This window comes from Methylocystis sp. ATCC 49242 (assembly GCF_000188155.2).
Taxonomy (GTDB): Bacteria; Pseudomonadota; Alphaproteobacteria; order Rhizobiales; family Beijerinckiaceae; genus Methylocystis.
In genome coordinates this window covers 37501-53816 of record NZ_KE124774.1, presented here as the reverse complement: position 1 = coordinate 53816, position 16316 = coordinate 37501, and the positions used below count along the sequence as shown (strand labels likewise).

Genomic DNA, 16316 nt, shown 5'->3' with positions numbered 1-16316 from the left:
CCTGCGCGCAGCTGCAACTCGACTGGACGTGGACGCATGCCGTTTGCGCCCTGCGGTCGTCGCCAGAACGATTTTTTTGCAGCGCGTGGCTGACCGCGAAATGCGCGAGACACGGATTTTTGCACTGCAAAAATCAAATCGCCCGCGACGTGTTGTCGCACATCAAATATCTGATTTATAATAACAAACCCCATTTTTGAAGAGTTTGAAATTCGTGAAAGACGTGCATTGCCAACGGTTTTGAATCGAGCTAGGCTACCTTTGATGCGGCAGTAATACTGGTTACAAAAAACAACAGGGGGAAAACACATGGCCGTTAACGTTCACAGCGGAGCTGAAATCGGCAAGACCCTCATCTGGGTCGCCGCCTTCTTGGGTTTCGTCATCGTCGCTCTTACCTGGGTTCCGGACTGGATCTCCCCCGAGGGCACGAACGGCACCGGCAACAACCGTGAAGCGCTCGGCTCGGCCGGCGTCGGTTCGACCGCCCGCATGATCCAGTAATACCCCTGCCTACGGACTTGCCGGGAGTTCAGGCTCCCGGCCTTGTCTGATAGAAGGGTGATCTGCGTCGTTAACGGCGTAGATCGGTTTGGAGCCGACGTTCTCGACTAGTTCGAGCGTCGGCTTCCGCCTTTTTGGCGGCGCTTTTTTCAAGAGGTTTTCACAGGCGTAAGCGTGTGGAAGCATACCCGGTTTTTCGGCGAAGCGTGCTTCAACGCAACTTTCTGCAGAGATTGAGCGCCCCTTTAGAGCGTTTCATATTTTGACGGAAGCATATCCTGCGTTTGTGAAGTAGTTGCTGCATTCTTGTGGTTGGATGTCTTTTGCGAGGCGTCCGATCTGTCGCCAGGTTTCATCGATGGTTCGCTGCTGCGCCTGTCGCATCCAGTGTTTGAGTTTGGAAAAGGTCTGTTCGATTGGATTGAGGTCGGGCGAATAGGGCGGCAGAAACCACAGTCTGGCTCCGGCGGCGCGGATCGCGCGTCGCACCGCCTCGCCCTTGTGACTGCCGAGATTGTCCATAATGACAATATCGCCCTGCCTGAGCGCGGGGACGAGTTGTTGTTCGACATAGGCGCGGAAACACGCGCCGTTGATTGGCCCGTCGAAGACGCAGGGCGCGTCGAGACGATCGCAGCGCAGCGCGCCGAGAAAGGTCAGCGTGCGCCAATGGCCGTGCGGCGCGAAGCCGCGCAAGCGCTTGCCCTTGGGGCCCCAGCCACGCAGCGGCGTCATGTTCGTCTTGATCCAGGTCTCGTCGATGAAGACCAGCCGCCTGGGATCGAGGCGCGCTTGCAGCGATTGCCAGCGCTTGCGCCGTCGCGCAATGTCAGCGCGGCCTTGTTCGAGCGCCAGCAGCGTTTTTTTTGAACCGCAGCCCCTCGCGGCGCAGGAACATCCAAATGGCGTTGTGCGAAACCTTGACCCCGCGCGCCAGCAGCTCGTCCTTGAGGCCATGCAACGTCAAATGCGGCGTCTGCGCCAGACGCTCGACAATGAAAGCGCGATGCGGCTCCAGCACGCGCTTGCGATAGCCGCCCATTTTCGCCGGCGCGACCGAGCCCGTCTCGCGCTGGCGCTGCGACCACTTCACGACCGATGACACGGCCACGCCAAAGCGCAACGCCACGGCGCGGCAACTCTCGCCAGCCAAAACCGACGCAACCACACGCTCTCGAAGATCATTGGAGAGAGGTCGAACCATTGGATGCTGGCCTCCGCCCAGCCAGCATCTTGAACCACACTCCTGCTAAAACAGGAATCCCTCCCGATTCAGAAAAACAGGGAAATGCTCTAATCTGCGCGGCGGTTCAGGGCTCGACGAAAAATACGCCACACGAAACCAGCTTGCGGTCAGGGGCGGCCGGGCTTGTCAGGCGCCGGGACAAGGCCCCTTTTTCGTGAAATGGCGGCGAAAACACTCGCAACCAGCAAAAAACAGAACGCAAGCAATTTCCGTCACGAAATCCGATTTCTTTTTGCCCACAATGCAAACGCAGCATTGGGGAAGGATTTTCGGATTGAGACAACCTCATGCCAGAGCGCGCTCGTCGCCATGACAATCGGCGTCAACAGCATTCCTGTCGAGGAGTGTGGGCGCCGGCCTTCTTCGTTGACGCCATATACGAGGCGCGGGTTCTTCGTTGATGGAATTTCGAGCGTGCCGAACATCCAGTCCCAGACGGCGAGAACGCTGCCGAGGTTGCGATTGAAATGCCGGGGGTCGTTCGAGTGATGGATCTGATGATGCGCGGGGCTCAGGATGATCCGCCCCCAAACGCCCCGGAACGGGATCCAGAACTGCGAATGCTGCAGATGCCCGATTGTCCAGAGAAAAAAGATGAAAATTATGTTTTTGCCGTCAACCGTGAACGCTTCCGTATTTCGACCGAACAACCACGCCAGCAGTCCGGAGGCGCTGCCGATGAACATTGAGAGCATGTACCCGAAAAATATATTGTCGACAGGGTGATTTCTGAAGTTCGTCAGTGGCGTAAGAACCTCAGCCGTGTGATGCACCTTGTGGAGTTCCCACAAAAACGAGACCCTGTGTTTGAGGTAGTGGTCAACCCAATATCCTATCTCATACGCCAGAAACAGAACGACTGTGGAGACCAGTTTTATAGAGAGATCACAGCAATCGGCGGACCCCATCGCGCCAAAGGCGCCTGTGAGCATGGATTTGACGGCGATTGCGACAGTATTTGCGGAAACCACGAGGGAAACCACGATTACCGGCATGAAAACGACGCTCAGCACGAAGAGTTTCACGTCGGCGGCAAAGGATTCATGCACCAAGATTTTCTTTGTGAAAATGGCGCGGGCGATGGCCCTCAAATTGGCGCGCCCTCGACGGCTTTTCTGACGATAAGCCAATGCGAAAACGGCCAGGCCAAATGTCGTTGCCAGCGAATAGATTGAAAAAATCGAGCCAAATGAAAACAGTTCGTTCGATATTCTCGCCAGGGAAAAGCGGATCGCGGTGTACAGGTCCATCGAAAGCTTCTTGTCCGGATGGTTTTCGAGAGGTCGGCCGGGACCTCGCCGCCTGAAAATGGCTGTCCAGTTCCAGCGTCGGTTTGGGCTGCGTCCGACCTCATGAGCTGCTCGAACTAACTGCCCGGAAAGCGTATTCTCTCTACTGGGCCTTGCCAAGGCCTCGCCCCGGCTCATCGGCGCGCCTTTTGCCGAATCGGCGACCCGATTTAGAACTCTATGCCCTCCTGAGCCTTCACGCCGGCCGCAAAATGGTGCTTCACCAGCGTCATTTCGGTGACGAGATCGGCGATTTCGACCAGCTCCTGCTTGGCGTTCCGGCCTGTCACCACGACATGCAGATCGTTGCGACGCGCCGTGAGCGCCGCGAGAACCTCGGCCAGCGGCAGATGCTCGTAACGCAGCGTAATATTCAGCTCGTCCAGCACCAGCAGACGGATTTCGGGGTCCGCCATCAATTCGCAGGCTTTTTCCCAGGCGCGCCGCGCCGCGGCCTCGTCGCGGGCGCGATCCTGCGTCTCCCAGGTGAAGCCCTCGCCGAGCGTATGCCAGGAGACCTGTCCAAGTTTTTCGAGCATGTCGCGCTCGCCGGTTCGCCAGGCGCCCTTGCCGAATTGGACGACGCCGACCTTCCAGCCATGACCGAGCGCGCGCAGGGCGAGCCCGAAAGCGGCGGTGGACTTCCCCTTGCCAGGCCCGGTGTGGACCATCAGCAGGCCCTTCTGCGCGATGGTCTTGCCGGCCACCTCGGCGTCCTGAACGGCCTTCCGCTTCTCCATCTTCAAGCGATGGCGGCGCGCTTCGTCGTCCTCCTGCCCGATTGTCAAAATGCAGCCCTCGCCATTTGACGGAATGATGTCACGCGCATATGACTGAAAGCGACGGTCCTTCGCAAGAAGGCGAAAAGGGAACGCGGTGCGGGCCTTGCCCAAATCCACGGCTGCCCCCGCAACTGTAACCGGTAAGGCCCGCGCCATCCGCCACTGAGCAATCAGCTTGGGAAGGCGGCGCGGACCATGGACCCGGAAGCCAGGAGACCTGCCGTCGCGGCGATCCCTCGATCGCCTCTCGCATGAAAAACGCCGCCGGTGGGGCGGCAGGAGAACACCATGAACGCTTTTTTCGCCGCCCGGTCCGGGTCTCTCGCGCGCTCGAAGGTAGAAGCGCTGAAGGCCGCCTTCATCGCGCTGTTCCTCGGCGCGAGCCTCGTCTATGTCGCGGGTTTCGCGAATCCCGAGACCGTGCACGACGCGGCCCACGATTCGCGCCACGCCCTCTCCTTCCCCTGTCACTAGCCGCCACGACACGCGACCCGTGATCGCGCGAACATTGGCGGCCGGTCTCATCGCCGGCGTCGTTGCGGGGCTCGCCGTCGCGGCCCTGCAGCATGTCACCACGACTCCGCTCATCCTCGCCGCCGAGGTTTATGAGACGGCGCAGCACGCTCATGACGTCGCGGCTGAGCATGCCGCGCCCGCTTTCGAGGGTCTGCGGCGCACGGCCGCCACCAGCCTCGCAACCGTCGCCGTCTCGATTGGTTACGCGCTGATTCTGCTCGCCGGAATGCTCGTCTCCGGCGATCCGATCGGCCCGCGCCGCGCCGCGCTCTGGGGCGCCTGCGCCTTTGCCGCGACCGGGCTTGCAACGAGTCTCGGGCTTGCCCCCCAACTACCCGGGGCCGCAGAAACCGATCTCGCCGGACGCCAGATCTGGTGGGTCGCCGCCGCGGTTTCGACCGGCGCCGGGCTTTACGCGCTGTTGCGGCTCGACGCATGGATCGCGCAAGTCGCGGGCGCCGTGTTGATCGTCGCGCCGCATTTCTTCACGCCGACGCCCGCCGCGCCGGAAAGCACGGCGCCCGCGGAGCTGGCGGCGCAATTCGCCGCCTCGTCGCTCGCTGTACAAGCCATGAGCTGGGTGCTCGCCGGCGCGCTTGTCGGCCTCGTGTGGCGGCTCATCTCGCAAGACGAGACGCAGACCGCATGACGACACAAGCAAAAATCCCCGCGACCATCGTCACCGGCTTCCTCGGCGCCGGCAAGACGACTCTCATCCGCAACGTGCTGGAGAATGCGCGCGACCGCCGTCTCGCGCTGGTCATCAATGAATTCGGCGACGTCGGCGTCGACGGCGAAATCCTGCGCGCCTGCGGCGTCGAGAACTGTCCGGAAGAAAATATAGTCGAACTCGCCAACGGCTGTCTCTGCTGCACGGTCGCCGACGACTTCGTGCCCGCGATCGAGGCGCTGCTCGCGCATGAAAAGCGGCCGGACCATATCATCATCGAGACGTCGGGCCTCGCGCTGCCGAAGCCCCTCGTGAAAGCCTTCGACTGGCCGGCGATCCGCTCCAAGCTTACTGTCGACGGCGTCATCGCCGTCATCGACGGAAAGGCGGTCGCAGAAGGCCGCTTCGCCGACGATCTCGACGCCGTCGCGCAGGAACGTGCGGATACCGAGACGATCGACCACGACAATCCGCTCGAGGAAGTCTTCGAGGACCAACTCGCTTGCGCCGATCTCGTGATTCTCAACAAGACCGATCTTCTGGACGCCGATGAGGAGCTTCGCGTCGCCGAGCAGCTTTCACAAGGCGCCCGCGATACTGTGAAGGTGGTGCGCGCGCGGGACGGCCGGGTCGATCCGCTCGTGCTGCTCGGTCTCGCCGCGGCGGCGGAAGACGATCTCGCCAGCCGCCCCTCCCACCATGACGCCGAGCCGGATCACGATCACGACGACTTCGACAGTTTCGTCGTCAGCCTGCCGGCGGTCACGGACCCCGCCGCCCTCGTCGCGAAACTCGCGGACATTGCGCGCGCGCATGACGTGCTGCGCGTGAAAGGATTTGTCGAAGTCGCCGGCAAGCCGATGCGGCTTCTGGTGCAGGGCGTCGGCGCGCGCATCCAGCACCATTTCGATCGCCCATGGAAACCGAACGAAGCCCGCGCCAGCCGTCTCGTCGTCATCGGCGAAAAGGGCCTCGACCGCGATTCGATAACCGCCATGCTGGCGCAGCCGTGACGCGCCATGCACCTCCTCCCGCGCGATCTCCATAGTCTCGACGACGCCGGCGCGGCGACGGACCTTGGCCAGACGCCGGGAACAATCGTCTTTCTGTCTTTCTCCGATTCGGAACTGCGCCTGCTTGCGCAACAGCACGAGAAAGACCGTGGCGTCCTGCCGAGCCTGCGCTGCGCGTCGCTCGCGCATCTGAAACACCCCTACTCCGTCGATCTCTATCTCGACAACGTCGTTCGCCACGCGCAAGTCGTCGTCGTGCGACTGCTCGGCGGCAAGGAATATTGGGCCTATGGCGTCGACCAACTGGAGGCGCTGGCGCGCACGCAAGATATTGCGCTCGCCATCGTGCCGGGCGACACGGTCGACGACATGCGCCTTGCTCAGGCGTCCACACTCGATGCGCAAGCGCTGCATCGCATCTGGTCCTTCTTTCAGGACGGCGGCCCCGACAATCTGCGCTCGTTTCTCGGTTACGCATCGACTCTCGCGGGTCTTCCCGCCGAGTGGCGGGAAAGCGTCGCCGTCGCCAACGCCGGACGTTTCGACGCCGCCTGCCGTGCGGCGCAGGTCGACGCACCGCGTGCGACCATTGTCTTCTATCGGTCGATGTATCTCGCGGACGATGTCGCGCCCATCATTGCGCTCGCCGACGCGCTGTACGAGCGCGGGTTCGCGGTGGAGGCGCTATACGTCGCGAGCCTGAAAGATCCGGAGAGCGAAGCCTTCGTCGCGCGGGCGCTCGACGCTTTCTTTCCCGACGTCATTCTCAACGCCACGGCATTTTCCGCAAGGCGCGAATCCGGCGCCGTTCTCGACCGCGCAGACGCGCCGGTGCTTCAGGTGGCGCTCGCGACCTGCACGCGGGAGGCTTGGGAAGGTTCGGCGCGCGGCGCCAATGGCGCCGATCTCGCAATGAATATCGTGCTGCCCGAAGTCGATGGCCGCATTTTCACCCGCGCTATTTCTTTCAAGGAAGAAACCGCGCGCGGCGTCGCCGAACTCGCCGAAATGCGCCACGCGCCCGAGACGTCGCGTGTTTCTTTTGTCGCCGATCTCGCGACGAATTGGGCCCGACTGCGCCGCAAATCCAATGCCGAAAAGAGTCTGGCGCTGATCCTCTCGGACTATCCCGCGCGGCGCGGACGCGGCGGATATGCGATTGGTCTGGATGCGGAGGCGAGCGTCGCCGAGATCGTCGAAGCGATGCGTGAAGCGGGATACAGCGTCAGCCATGCCGTGGAACGCGCGCCCTCCTTGATGCGGGCGCTCGAAGATAGCGTTTACACTATCGACTATTCGATCGACGACTATCTTCGCCTGCTCGCGATGCTTCCCCCCGATTTCGTCGCCAGCGTCAATGAATCATGGGGCGCGCCGCAGGACGATCCTGCTGCCGTCGAAGACGCTTTCCGTTTCTCCTGCATCGTCAGCGGCAATCTCGCAGTGGCGCTGCAACCCGATCGCGGCGCGCGCGTCGATCGTTACGAAACCTATCACGACGTGCAGCGGGCGCCGCGACACGCCTATGTCGCCTTTTATCTCTGGCTCCGTCACATACGAAAAATCGACGCGCTGATCCATCTCGGGGCCCATGGCACACTGGAGTGGCTGCCGGGCAAGTCGGCGATGCTGTCCCGGTCCTGCGCGCCGGAAGCGGTGCTCGGCCCGACGCCGCTCATCTATCCTTTTATCGTCAACGATCCGGGCGAAGCCGCACAGGCGAAACGCCGCGCCGCCGCCGTGACGATCGGCCATCTCACCCCGCCGCTCATCGACGCCGAACTCTTCGACGCGGCGGCAAAAATAGAAACGCTTCTGGACGAATATTCCACGGCCGCGTCTCTCGACCCGCGTCGCGCGCGCGTCATCGCGGGCGCCATCCTCGACGAAGCGGAGCGCAGCGGACTCGCCGCCGAATGTGGCGTGTCGCGCGAGAGCGACATTGCCGAAACGCTCACACGCCTCGACGCCTGGATGTGCGATCTGAAGGAAATGCGCATCGGCGACGGGCTGCATGTCTTCGGCCGCGCGGATGACAACCCGGAGCGCAACGCTTGCGCGACAAGCGAACGCCGCGCGCTGATCGCCGCCCTTGCAGGCCGTTTCATCGAGCCTGGTCCCGCCGGCGCGCCCTCGCGCGGCCGCGCCGACGTGATGCCCACGGGCCGCAATCTTTATTGTATCGACCCGCGTCACGCCCCTACGCAGACGGCATATGACATCGGCCGGCGCGCCGCGCAGGAAGTGATGACGCGCCATGCGCAGAACCATGGCGAATATCCGCGCCATATCATGCTCGACCTGTGGGGCAGCGCGACGATCCGCACGGGCGGAGAGGATTTCGGGCAGGCGCTTGCGCTGCTCGGCGCGGCGCCGCGCTGGGATGCGGCGAGCGCGCGCGTCATCGGCTTCGAGATTCTGCCGCAGGCGCGTCTCGAATTCCCACGAGTCGATGTGACGCTGCAAGTGTCAGGTCTGTTCCGCGACATGTTCCCCAATCTCGTTGCGCTCTTCGACGACGCCGTGCGCGCCGTCGCCGCGCTCGACGAAGACAGCGACTTCAATCCGCTGAAGGACGCGGATGATCTGACGCGCATTTTCGGAGCCGCTCAAGGAACATACGGCCTCGGCGTAAGCGATCGCATCGTGCGGGGCGAATGGACGACGCGCGAGGATCTTGCGCGCGCCTATCTTTCCGCTGGCGGCCATGCGCTCAACCGCGCGGGAGAGACCGCGCCCGCGCATGAGCGTTTCACCGCGCAGGTCGCGCGCGCCGACGCCCACGTGCATGTGCAGGACATGGCGGAAGTCGATGTGCTCACCGGCCCGGCCTTCGTCGATTTTGAAGGCGGATTCGCCGCCGCAAATAAAATGCTGGGCGGCGATGCGGATTTTGTCCATCTGGACGCCACTCGCCCCGAGCAATTGCGCGCGCGCCCGCTGCAGGATGAAATCGCCCGCGCGCTGCGCATGCGCCTCGCCAATCCGCGCTGGCTCGCGGGACAGATGCGTCACGGCCATCGCGGCGCCGGCGAGATAGCGGAGAGCGTCGACAATCTCTTTGCTTTCGCGGCGACGGGCGGCCTTGTCAGCGACGCGCAATTCGACCTCGCTTTTTCTGCGACGCTCGGCGACGACGCCGTGCGCGATTTTCTGAGGAAGGAAAATCCACGCGCGTTGCAGGCTGTCGCGCGGGTCTTCAACGAAGCGCTGTCGCGCGATCTGTGGCGTACGCGGCGTAACAGCGTCCTTGCCGTCTTGTCGAGCGTCGGAGAGCAACATGCGGCCGACGCCTGAAATCAAAGGCTGGTGCCCCGGCGCGCACAGGCCGATGGCGAGCAATGACGGCTTGCTGATCCGCGCCAAGATCGTCGGCTCGCGCGTCACCGCCGCGCAACTGCGCGCGATTGCGGAGATCGCGGCGGATTGCGGCAACGGCCTCGTCGATCTTTCGCAGCGCGCGCAATTGCAGATACGCGGAGTTAGCGAGTCGACGCTTGCAGAAGCGTTGCGTCGTATGGATGCGCAGGGGCTGCTTGCGCCCGACGCCGATGCGGAGCGCGTGATGAATATTGTCGCCTCCCCCCTCGCCGGTCTGGACGCCGATGCGCTTTTCGACGCGAATGCGCTCGCATTCGCGCTCGCCGAGGCGGCGCGGCGCGACGTTGCGCTCCACGCCCTTCCCGCGAAGTTCCTCTTTTCGGTCGACGACGGCGGCGCTCTGTCGCTCACCGATGTCTCCGCAGATATTCGAATTGAGGCGCATGACGTGGGCAGAGTGGCGCTTTTTGTCGCCGGCGCAGATGACCGCGCCGTCCTCGTTGACAGACGCGACGCTGTGGCGACTGCGCTCCGAATGACCCGCGCCTTTCTCGCGCTTCGCGGCGATCGCGCATTCGAATTGCGGCGTATGCGCTATGTCGTTGCGGCTCGCGGCTTAGAGGCCCTGCTGCGCGAAGCAGGGCTGAAGGCGCAGCCTTGCGAGAGGCGCTCCCATCCCCAGCTCGCCGCCGCGTTCGGCGCACAACAGACGCATGGGGTCAATTACGCCGGCGCCGCGGCGCCCTTCGGCCGCTGGCGCGCCGACGATCTCTCAACGCTCGCAATGCTCGCGATAGACGAGGGCGTCGGCGAGATACGTCTCACGAGCTTGCGCGCGCTTCTGGTTCCAACGCCATCACGCGAAGCGGCGCAACGCGTTGTCGACGCCGCACATGCGCGCGGCCTTGTGACCTCCGCCGACGATCCACGCCTCGCGGTCGTCGCCTGCCCCGGCGCGCCGGAATGTCCGCAGGCGCAGGGTGAAACGCGCAACGCCCTTGCGTTGCTGGCGCCGCTGGCGCAAAAGTTTGCGGGAATACACGGCGTCGGCCTGCATGTCTCCGGCTGCGCCAAAGGTTGCGCACATCCCGGCCGCGCGCCGGTTACGCTCGTCGCAAACGGCGGCCTGTTCGATCTTGTCGAGAATGGCGACGCATCGGCTGCGCCGCGAATGGCGGGATTGTCGATCGACGACGTCGAACGCGCGCTGACAATTCGCGCAAAGGAACAATCATGTCAGACGCCATGAATTACATCCGCGACGGCGCCGCGATCTATACGCGCTCCTTTGCGATCATTCGCGCGGAGGCGAATCTCTCTCGCTTCACGCCCGAGCAGGAGAAAGTCGCCGTGCGCATGATCCACGCCTGCGGCATGGTGGAGCTTGCCGACGACATCGAATTTTCACCGACCTTCGTGTCGGCTGCAAAGGAGGCGCTTCGCAGGGGCGCGCCGATCCTCTGCGACGCCAACATGGTCGCGCATGGCGTGACGCGCGCGCGTTTGCCCGCGAACAACCCGGTCGTCTGCACGCTCGCCGAGCCCGCTGTCGCGACGATTGCCGCGGAAATCAAGAACACGCGCAGCGCCGCCGCGCTGGAGCTTTGGCGCAATCGGCTCGACGGCGCCATCGTCGCCATCGGCAATGCGCCCACCGCCCTGTTTCGCTTGCTCGAAATGTTCGACGAGGGCGTCGCGCGTCCGGCCGCGGTCATAGGCATGCCCGTTGGTTTCGTCGGCGCTGCCGAGTCGAAAGAGGCGCTTGCCGCCGACGGGCGCGCGCCTTTCGCCATCGTCAAAGGCAGAAAGGGCGGCAGCGCCATGGCGGCGGCAGCGATCAACGCGCTCGCGAGCGAGGCGGAATGAACGTGGCTGCGTCGAAATCGCAGGAGAGCGGCGTCGCGCTCGGCGCGCTGATCGGCGTCGGCCTCGGTCCCGGCGATCCCGAACTCGTTACTGTAAAGGCCGCGCGTCTCATTGGAGAAGCGAAGATCATCGCTTATTTCGGCAAGCCCGGACGCGCGAGCAATGCGCGCACGATTGCAGAGCGATATTTTTCGCCCGGCTGCGAGGAGCTGCCGCTCCTTTATCCCGTGACGACGGAAATTCCTTTCGAGCAGCCCGAATATGTCGACGCGCTCGCGTCCTTCTATAAGGAGAGCGCGCAACGTCTCGGCGCCGTGCTGGAATCGGGGCGTGACGTGACCTTGCTGTGTGAAGGAGACCCGATGCTCTACGGTTCCTTCATGCACATGTTCACGCGCCTCGATCAGCGATTTCGCGTGGATATTTGCGCGGGCGTTTCCGGCATGTCCGGCTGTTTCGCCGCCGCGCGGCAGCCGATGACATGGGGCGACGATATTCTTACCGTAATGCCCGCGACGCTCGATGAAGACACGCTTGCGCAACGGCTCGCCTCGACGGATGCGGCTGTCGTGATGAAGCTCGGCGGCAACTTTCCCAAGCTGCGTCGCGCCATGGCGCGCGCCGGCGTCGCCGAACGCGCGATCTATGTCGAACGCGGCACCATGACTGGCGAAAAGATCTTGCGGTTTGCGGAAAAGCGCGACGACGTTGCGCCCTATTTCTCCATGGCGCTCGTTCCCGGAAGGGGACGCCGCCCATGAATGGCCGCCTCTATGTCGTTGGTCTCGGCCCCGCCGACGCGCGCTGGCTGACGCTGGAGGCCCAGCAGGCGCTTGCCGAGGCGCAGGACGTCATCGGTTATGCGCCCTATGTCGCGCGCGTGCCGGAGCGTGAAGGTCAGACGCGTCTTTCGAGCGATAACCGCGTTGAGATCGATCGCGCGCGCGAAGCGCTCGTGCGCGCATCGGCCGGACGCATTGTTGCGGTTGTCTCGGGAGGCGATCCGGGCGTATTCGCCATGGCGGCGGCTGTGTTCGAGGCGGTCGATCACGGGCCGCGCGAATGGCGCGATCTCGATATTCGAGTCATGCCCGGCGTTTCAGCGATGCAGGCCGCGGCCGCGCGGCTCGGCGCGCCGCTCGGACATGATTTTTGCGCTATCTCGCTCTCGGACAATCTCAAGCCATGGGACGTGATCGAGAAGCGGCTGGAGCATGCGGCGCGCGGCGATTTCGTCATCGCATTATACAATCCCGCGTCACGCGCGCGACCGACGCGCATCGCTGACGCCTTTGCGCTGCTGCGGCGCTTTCTCCCCGGCGAAACTTTTGTGAGCCTCGCGAAATCCGTCGGGCGCGAGGGGGAAGAAATGATCCTCACGCAACTCGACAAGGTTGATCCCTCGCAGGTCGACATGTCGACGCTCGTCCTCATCGGCGCGAGCGGCACGCGGCGAATTGCGCGCGAGGGCGCGCGTGATTGGGTCTATACGTCGCGGAAGGCCAATTGATGCGCCCCTGGCTGTCCATTGTCGGCGTTGGCGAAGAAGGCTTCGCAGCGCTTTCCCCGGCCGCGCGCACACTCCTTGAACAGGCGACGCTGATCGTCGGCGGAGCGCGCCATCTTGCCCTGATCGGGGATACCGCCGCAAAGCGCCTGCAATGGCCGTCGCCATTGTCGGACGCCATCCCGCAAATTCTCGTGCAGCGCGGCGAGCCGACAGTCGTTCTCGCGTCCGGCGATCCATTTTTCTATGGCGTCGGCGATCTTCTCTCGCGCCATATCACAAGCGAGGAAATCTTCTGCGTTCCGAGTCCATCGGCTTTTTCGCTCGCCGCCGCGCGACTGAAATGGAGCCAGCAGGATTGCGCGCTCATCTCGCTGCACGGGCGCGCCTTCGAGCGCATTGCGCCCTACCTGCAACCGCGCGCGCGCATCATCGCGCTATCCTGGGACGAGACGACGCCAGCGCGGCTCGCGGAATATCTCGACGCGCGCGGCATGGGCGACTCGCGGCTACATGTGCTGGAACATCTGGGCGGACCCAATGAGCGCATGCGCGAAACGAGCGCGAAGGATTTCCGTTTCAATGAGGTCGCGGCGCTCAATACGGTCGCGATCGAAGTGCAGGCTGACTCCGGCGCGCGCATCATTCCGCTCGCTCCCGGCCTTCCCGACGACTGGTTCGAGAACGACGGCCAGCTCACGAAGCGCGAGATTCGCGCCGTTACACTCTCTGCGCTTGCGCCACGCAAGGGCGAGACGCTTTGGGACATCGGCGCCGGCTCCGGCTCCATTTCCATCGAATGGATGCTGCGCGATCCCGCCAACCGCGCCGTTGCAATCGAACGCGACGCGGAGCGCGCGGCGCGCATTTCGCTCAATGCGCTCGCGCTCGGCGTTCCCGACCTCAGGATCTTGACAGGCGCGGCGCCGCAGGCGCTTGCCGGACTCGCGCCGCCGGACGCAATCTTCATCGGCGGCGGCGCTGATGGGCAGATGTTGCAAAGCGCATGGAGCGCCTTGCCCGGCGGCGCCCGTATCGTCGTCAACGCCGTGACGATCGAAACGCAGGCGCTCCTCTCACAAAACTATGCAGAAAAAGGCGGCGAACTCATTCACCTGCAAATCTCCCGCGCCCGTCCGGTCGGGCGCTTTCACGGGCTCGACCCGGCGATGGCGGTGATGCAATGGCGGGCGACGAAGCCATGATTGCGCGCTACGCGGCCGGCATCGGCGCGCGACGGGGCGTCGATGCGCAGGAGATCGTCGATCTCGTGCGGCAAATCGTCGGCCAGCACCATGTCGATATGAGCCGCGTCACGCTCTGCACGCTGGAGAGCAAGGCGGAAGAAGCGGGCCTTCAGGAGGCCGCGCGTCAACTCGGCGTCGACATCATCTTCCTCCCGCTCGATGCGCTGCGCGCGCGCAAGAGCGCCGCACCGACGCATTCGCCGCGCGTGCAGGCCATGTTCGGAGTCGGCAGCGTGGCGGAAACGGCGGCGCTCGTCGGCGCCGGGCCCGACAGCAGATTGATCGCGCGGCGCGTTGCGACGCCTCATGCCGCCTGCGCTCTTGCGATCAGCGCGGAAGAGAGCGCAAAGGATAAGGAATGACGGTGCATTTCATCGGCGCAGGACCCGGCGCCGCCGATCTTCTCACACTGCGCGGACGCGACATTATCGCGCGCTGTCCAGTCTGTCTTTACGCGGGGTCGCTCGTGCCCGCCGGCGTGCTGGCGCATTGCCCGCCCGACGCCTGCATCGTCGACACGGCGCCACTCTCCCTCGATGACATTATTGGGGAGATGAAAGCCGCGCATGACGCCGGCCTCGATGTGGCGCGGCTGCACTCCGGCGATCTCTCCATCTGGAGCGCCGTGGGCGAGCAGATGCGGCGGCTCGACGCGCTGGACATCCCTTATACGATGACGCCAGGCGTGCCCTCTTTCGCCGCTGCGGCCGCGGCGCTGAAGCGCGAGCTGACTCTGCCGGAGGTCGCGCAGTCTCTGGTGCTGACCCGCACCTCGGGCCGCGCGTCGGCCATGCCCGAGCGCGAGAAGCTGGCAACCTTTGCGCAATCGGGCGCAACCCTCGCCATCCACCTCTCGATTCATGTGCTGGCGCGCGTCGTCGCGGAGCTTACGCCCTTCTATGGCGCCGATTGTCCGGTGGCCGTCGTCTTTCGCGCGTCCTGGCCAGACGAACGCATCTTGCGCGGCGCGCTCTCCGATATAGAGGCGCGCGTATCCGAGGCGCCGATGGAGCGTACGGCGCTGATTCTCGTTGGCCCGGCGCTCGGCGCGACGGATTTTCGCGAGAGCGCGCTGTATGACGCTGGCTACGACCGCCGTTTCCGGCCGCGAGGCGGGGTGTGATCGCGCCCGGTCTTATCATCGCCGCGGCGCGCTCCGGCTCCGGCAAGACGACGCTGGCGCTCGGCCTCATGCGGGCGCTGACCCGGCGCGGCATGCGCGTGAGCGCAGTGAAATGCGGCCCCGATTATATCGATCCAGCCTTCCATGCGGCGGCTACCGGTCGTCAAAGTCTCAATCTCGATTCCTGGGCCATGGACGCCGACCTCATCGCCGGCCTCGCTGGCGGCGCAGCCAGGGACGCCGACATTGTCGTCGGGGAAGGAGCGATGGGCCTGTTCGATGGCGCGCCCGGCGGAGCGGCGGGCGTGGGCGCCAGCGCCGATATCGCCGCCCTGCTCGGCTGGCCGGTCCTGCTCATTCACGACGTCTCGGGTCAGGCCCAGACGGCGGCGGCGGTGTTGCGCGGCCTTGCGACGCATGACGCCCGCGTGAAAATCGCCGGCGTGGTGATGAACCGGGTTGGTAGCGAACGCCATCGACGGCTCGTCAGCGAAGGCGCCGCGGCGCTGGACCTGACCGTCTTCGGCGCTCTCCCGCGCAACGAGAGCGTCGCCCTGCCCGAGCGCCACCTCGGTCTGGTCCAGGCCGGCGAGACCGCGGACCTCGACGCCCGGCTCGACGAGCTGGCGGATTTCATCGAGGCGCATGTGGACGTCGACGCCGTCGCCGCTTCCGCGCGCAGCAGCGAGGGCGCCTTTCCCACCGGCGGATCTCAGTACATTTTCAAGCCGCCCGCGCAGCGGATTGCGATTGCGCGCGACGACGCCTTCTCCTTCTTCTACCCCCATCTCGCGCAGGCCTGGCGGGCCGCCGGGGCCGAGCTTTTCTTTTTCGCTCCCCTCGCCGACGAGCCGCCGCCGGAGCACTGCGACCTTTGCTGGCTGCCGGGCGGTTATCCCGAACTCCACGCCGGACGCCTCGCCCAGGCGGGACGTTTTTTGAGCGGCCTTCGCCAATTCGCCACCACTCGCCCAGTTCATGGCGAGTGCGGCGGTTACATGGTCCTGGGGCGCGGGCTGGTGGACGCCGCCGGCGCCGCCCATGCGATGGCAGGCCTCCTCGACCTCGAAACCAGTTTCGCAAAGCGAAAGCTGCATCTCGGCTATCGCCGGGCTCGACTTGCCGCGGATCACTTACTGGGCGCCGCAGGGCAGCTGCTTCGCGGGCATGAATTTCATTACGCGACGATTCTGAGGGAAAACGGCGAACCCTTTGCGCTCGCAAGAGACGCC

At 64.4% G+C, this 16316-nt stretch carries 16 protein-coding genes and 1 riboswitch (1 of these 17 running past the window's edge); of the genes, 13 read left to right on the top strand and 3 right to left on the bottom strand.

What is annotated here, in order from left to right; translation table 11 throughout:
* The first annotated feature begins 309 nt into the window (after window positions 1-309).
* Entirely contained in the window at window positions 310-504 is a 195-nt protein-coding gene (locus MET49242_RS02170; RefSeq protein WP_036280272.1) for a hypothetical protein, read from the top strand.
* A 255-nt stretch (window positions 505-759) separates the two neighbouring features.
* Here MET49242_RS02170 and MET49242_RS23825 read toward each other — a convergent pair.
* The 3 genes from MET49242_RS23825 to cobO all read right to left on the bottom strand — a co-directional run bounded on the left by MET49242_RS23825 (window position 760) and on the right by cobO (window position 3827).
* A protein-coding gene (locus MET49242_RS23825; RefSeq protein WP_144259431.1) for an IS630 family transposase occupies window positions 760-1708 on the bottom strand; the annotation gives its coding sequence in 2 pieces (ribosomal slippage) (window positions 760-1371 and window positions 1373-1708; 948 coding nt in all).
* Between the two features lie 254 nt (window positions 1709-1962).
* Window positions 1963-3000, bottom strand: coding sequence for a sterol desaturase family protein (locus MET49242_RS02155; RefSeq protein ID WP_036280262.1), 1038 nt, complete (start codon window positions 2998-3000; stop codon window positions 1963-1965).
* Between the two features lie 209 nt (window positions 3001-3209).
* Window positions 3210-3827: a cob(I)yrinic acid a,c-diamide adenosyltransferase gene (cobO, locus tag MET49242_RS02150; RefSeq protein ID WP_036286579.1), complete on the bottom strand. Its 618-nt coding sequence runs from the start codon at window positions 3825-3827 to the stop codon at window positions 3210-3212.
* 38 nt (window positions 3828-3865) lie between these two features.
* A riboswitch (cobalamin riboswitch) is annotated at window positions 3866-4061 on the top strand.
* Between the two features lie 48 nt (window positions 4062-4109).
* Between cobO and MET49242_RS02145 the strand changes: the two genes are divergently transcribed.
* The 12 genes in view from MET49242_RS02145 to MET49242_RS02090 are tightly spaced (at most 19 nt apart) and all read left to right on the top strand, a layout consistent with a single transcriptional unit that may run on beyond the window.
* Window positions 4110-4295, top strand: coding sequence for a CbtB-domain containing protein (locus MET49242_RS02145; protein ID WP_036286570.1), 186 nt, complete (start codon window positions 4110-4112; stop codon window positions 4293-4295).
* Window positions 4296-4314: 19 nt separating this feature from the next.
* On the top strand, window positions 4315-4986 hold the full coding sequence (locus tag MET49242_RS02140; RefSeq protein ID WP_036280261.1) for a CbtA family protein: 672 nt from the start codon (window positions 4315-4317) through the stop codon (window positions 4984-4986).
* Window positions 4983-6020 carry a cobalamin biosynthesis protein CobW gene (gene cobW, locus MET49242_RS02135; RefSeq protein ID WP_036280258.1) on the top strand — a complete coding sequence of 346 codons (1038 nt, stop codon included), beginning with the start codon at window positions 4983-4985 and terminating at the stop codon, window positions 6018-6020. The genes MET49242_RS02140 and cobW overlap by 4 nt, the downstream gene beginning before the upstream one ends.
* 6 nt (window positions 6021-6026) lie before the next feature.
* Window positions 6027-9317, top strand: coding sequence for a cobaltochelatase subunit CobN (gene cobN, locus MET49242_RS02130; RefSeq protein WP_036280254.1), 3291 nt, complete (start codon window positions 6027-6029; stop codon window positions 9315-9317).
* Window positions 9301-10590, top strand: coding sequence for a precorrin-3B synthase (cobG, locus tag MET49242_RS02125; RefSeq protein WP_036280252.1), 1290 nt, complete (start codon window positions 9301-9303; stop codon window positions 10588-10590). The genes cobN and cobG overlap by 17 nt, the downstream gene beginning before the upstream one ends.
* On the top strand, window positions 10575-11207 hold the full coding sequence (locus tag MET49242_RS02120) for a precorrin-8X methylmutase (protein ID WP_036280249.1): 633 nt from the start codon (window positions 10575-10577) through the stop codon (window positions 11205-11207). The genes cobG and MET49242_RS02120 overlap by 16 nt, the downstream gene beginning before the upstream one ends.
* The gene (locus MET49242_RS02115; protein ID WP_036280248.1) at window positions 11204-11968 is read left to right on the top strand and encodes a precorrin-2 C(20)-methyltransferase; all 765 of its coding nucleotides are present in this window, start codon (window positions 11204-11206) and stop codon (window positions 11966-11968) included. The genes MET49242_RS02120 and MET49242_RS02115 overlap by 4 nt, the downstream gene beginning before the upstream one ends.
* Entirely contained in the window at window positions 11965-12717 is a 753-nt protein-coding gene (gene cobJ / locus MET49242_RS02110; protein WP_036280244.1) for a precorrin-3B C(17)-methyltransferase, read from the top strand. Before MET49242_RS02115 ends, cobJ begins: the two co-directional genes overlap by 4 nt.
* The gene (locus MET49242_RS02105; RefSeq protein ID WP_036280241.1) at window positions 12717-13919 is read left to right on the top strand and encodes a bifunctional cobalt-precorrin-7 (C(5))-methyltransferase/cobalt-precorrin-6B (C(15))-methyltransferase; all 1203 of its coding nucleotides are present in this window, start codon (window positions 12717-12719) and stop codon (window positions 13917-13919) included. The genes cobJ and MET49242_RS02105 overlap by 1 nt, the downstream gene beginning before the upstream one ends.
* Window positions 13898-14323 (top strand): cobalamin biosynthesis protein, encoded by a 426-nt coding sequence (locus tag MET49242_RS02100; protein WP_051133944.1) that lies wholly within the window; start codon window positions 13898-13900, stop codon window positions 14321-14323. Before MET49242_RS02105 ends, MET49242_RS02100 begins: the two co-directional genes overlap by 22 nt.
* Entirely contained in the window at window positions 14320-15084 is a 765-nt protein-coding gene (gene cobM / locus MET49242_RS02095; RefSeq protein ID WP_036280237.1) for a precorrin-4 C(11)-methyltransferase, read from the top strand. Before MET49242_RS02100 ends, cobM begins: the two co-directional genes overlap by 4 nt.
* Window positions 15081-16316 carry the 5' portion of a cobyrinate a,c-diamide synthase gene (locus MET49242_RS02090; protein ID WP_036280234.1) on the top strand. 75 nt of this gene lie beyond the right edge of the window, so only the first 1236 of its 1311 coding nucleotides appear in the window; the start codon lies at window positions 15081-15083; its stop codon lies off the right edge, out of view. Before cobM ends, MET49242_RS02090 begins: the two co-directional genes overlap by 4 nt.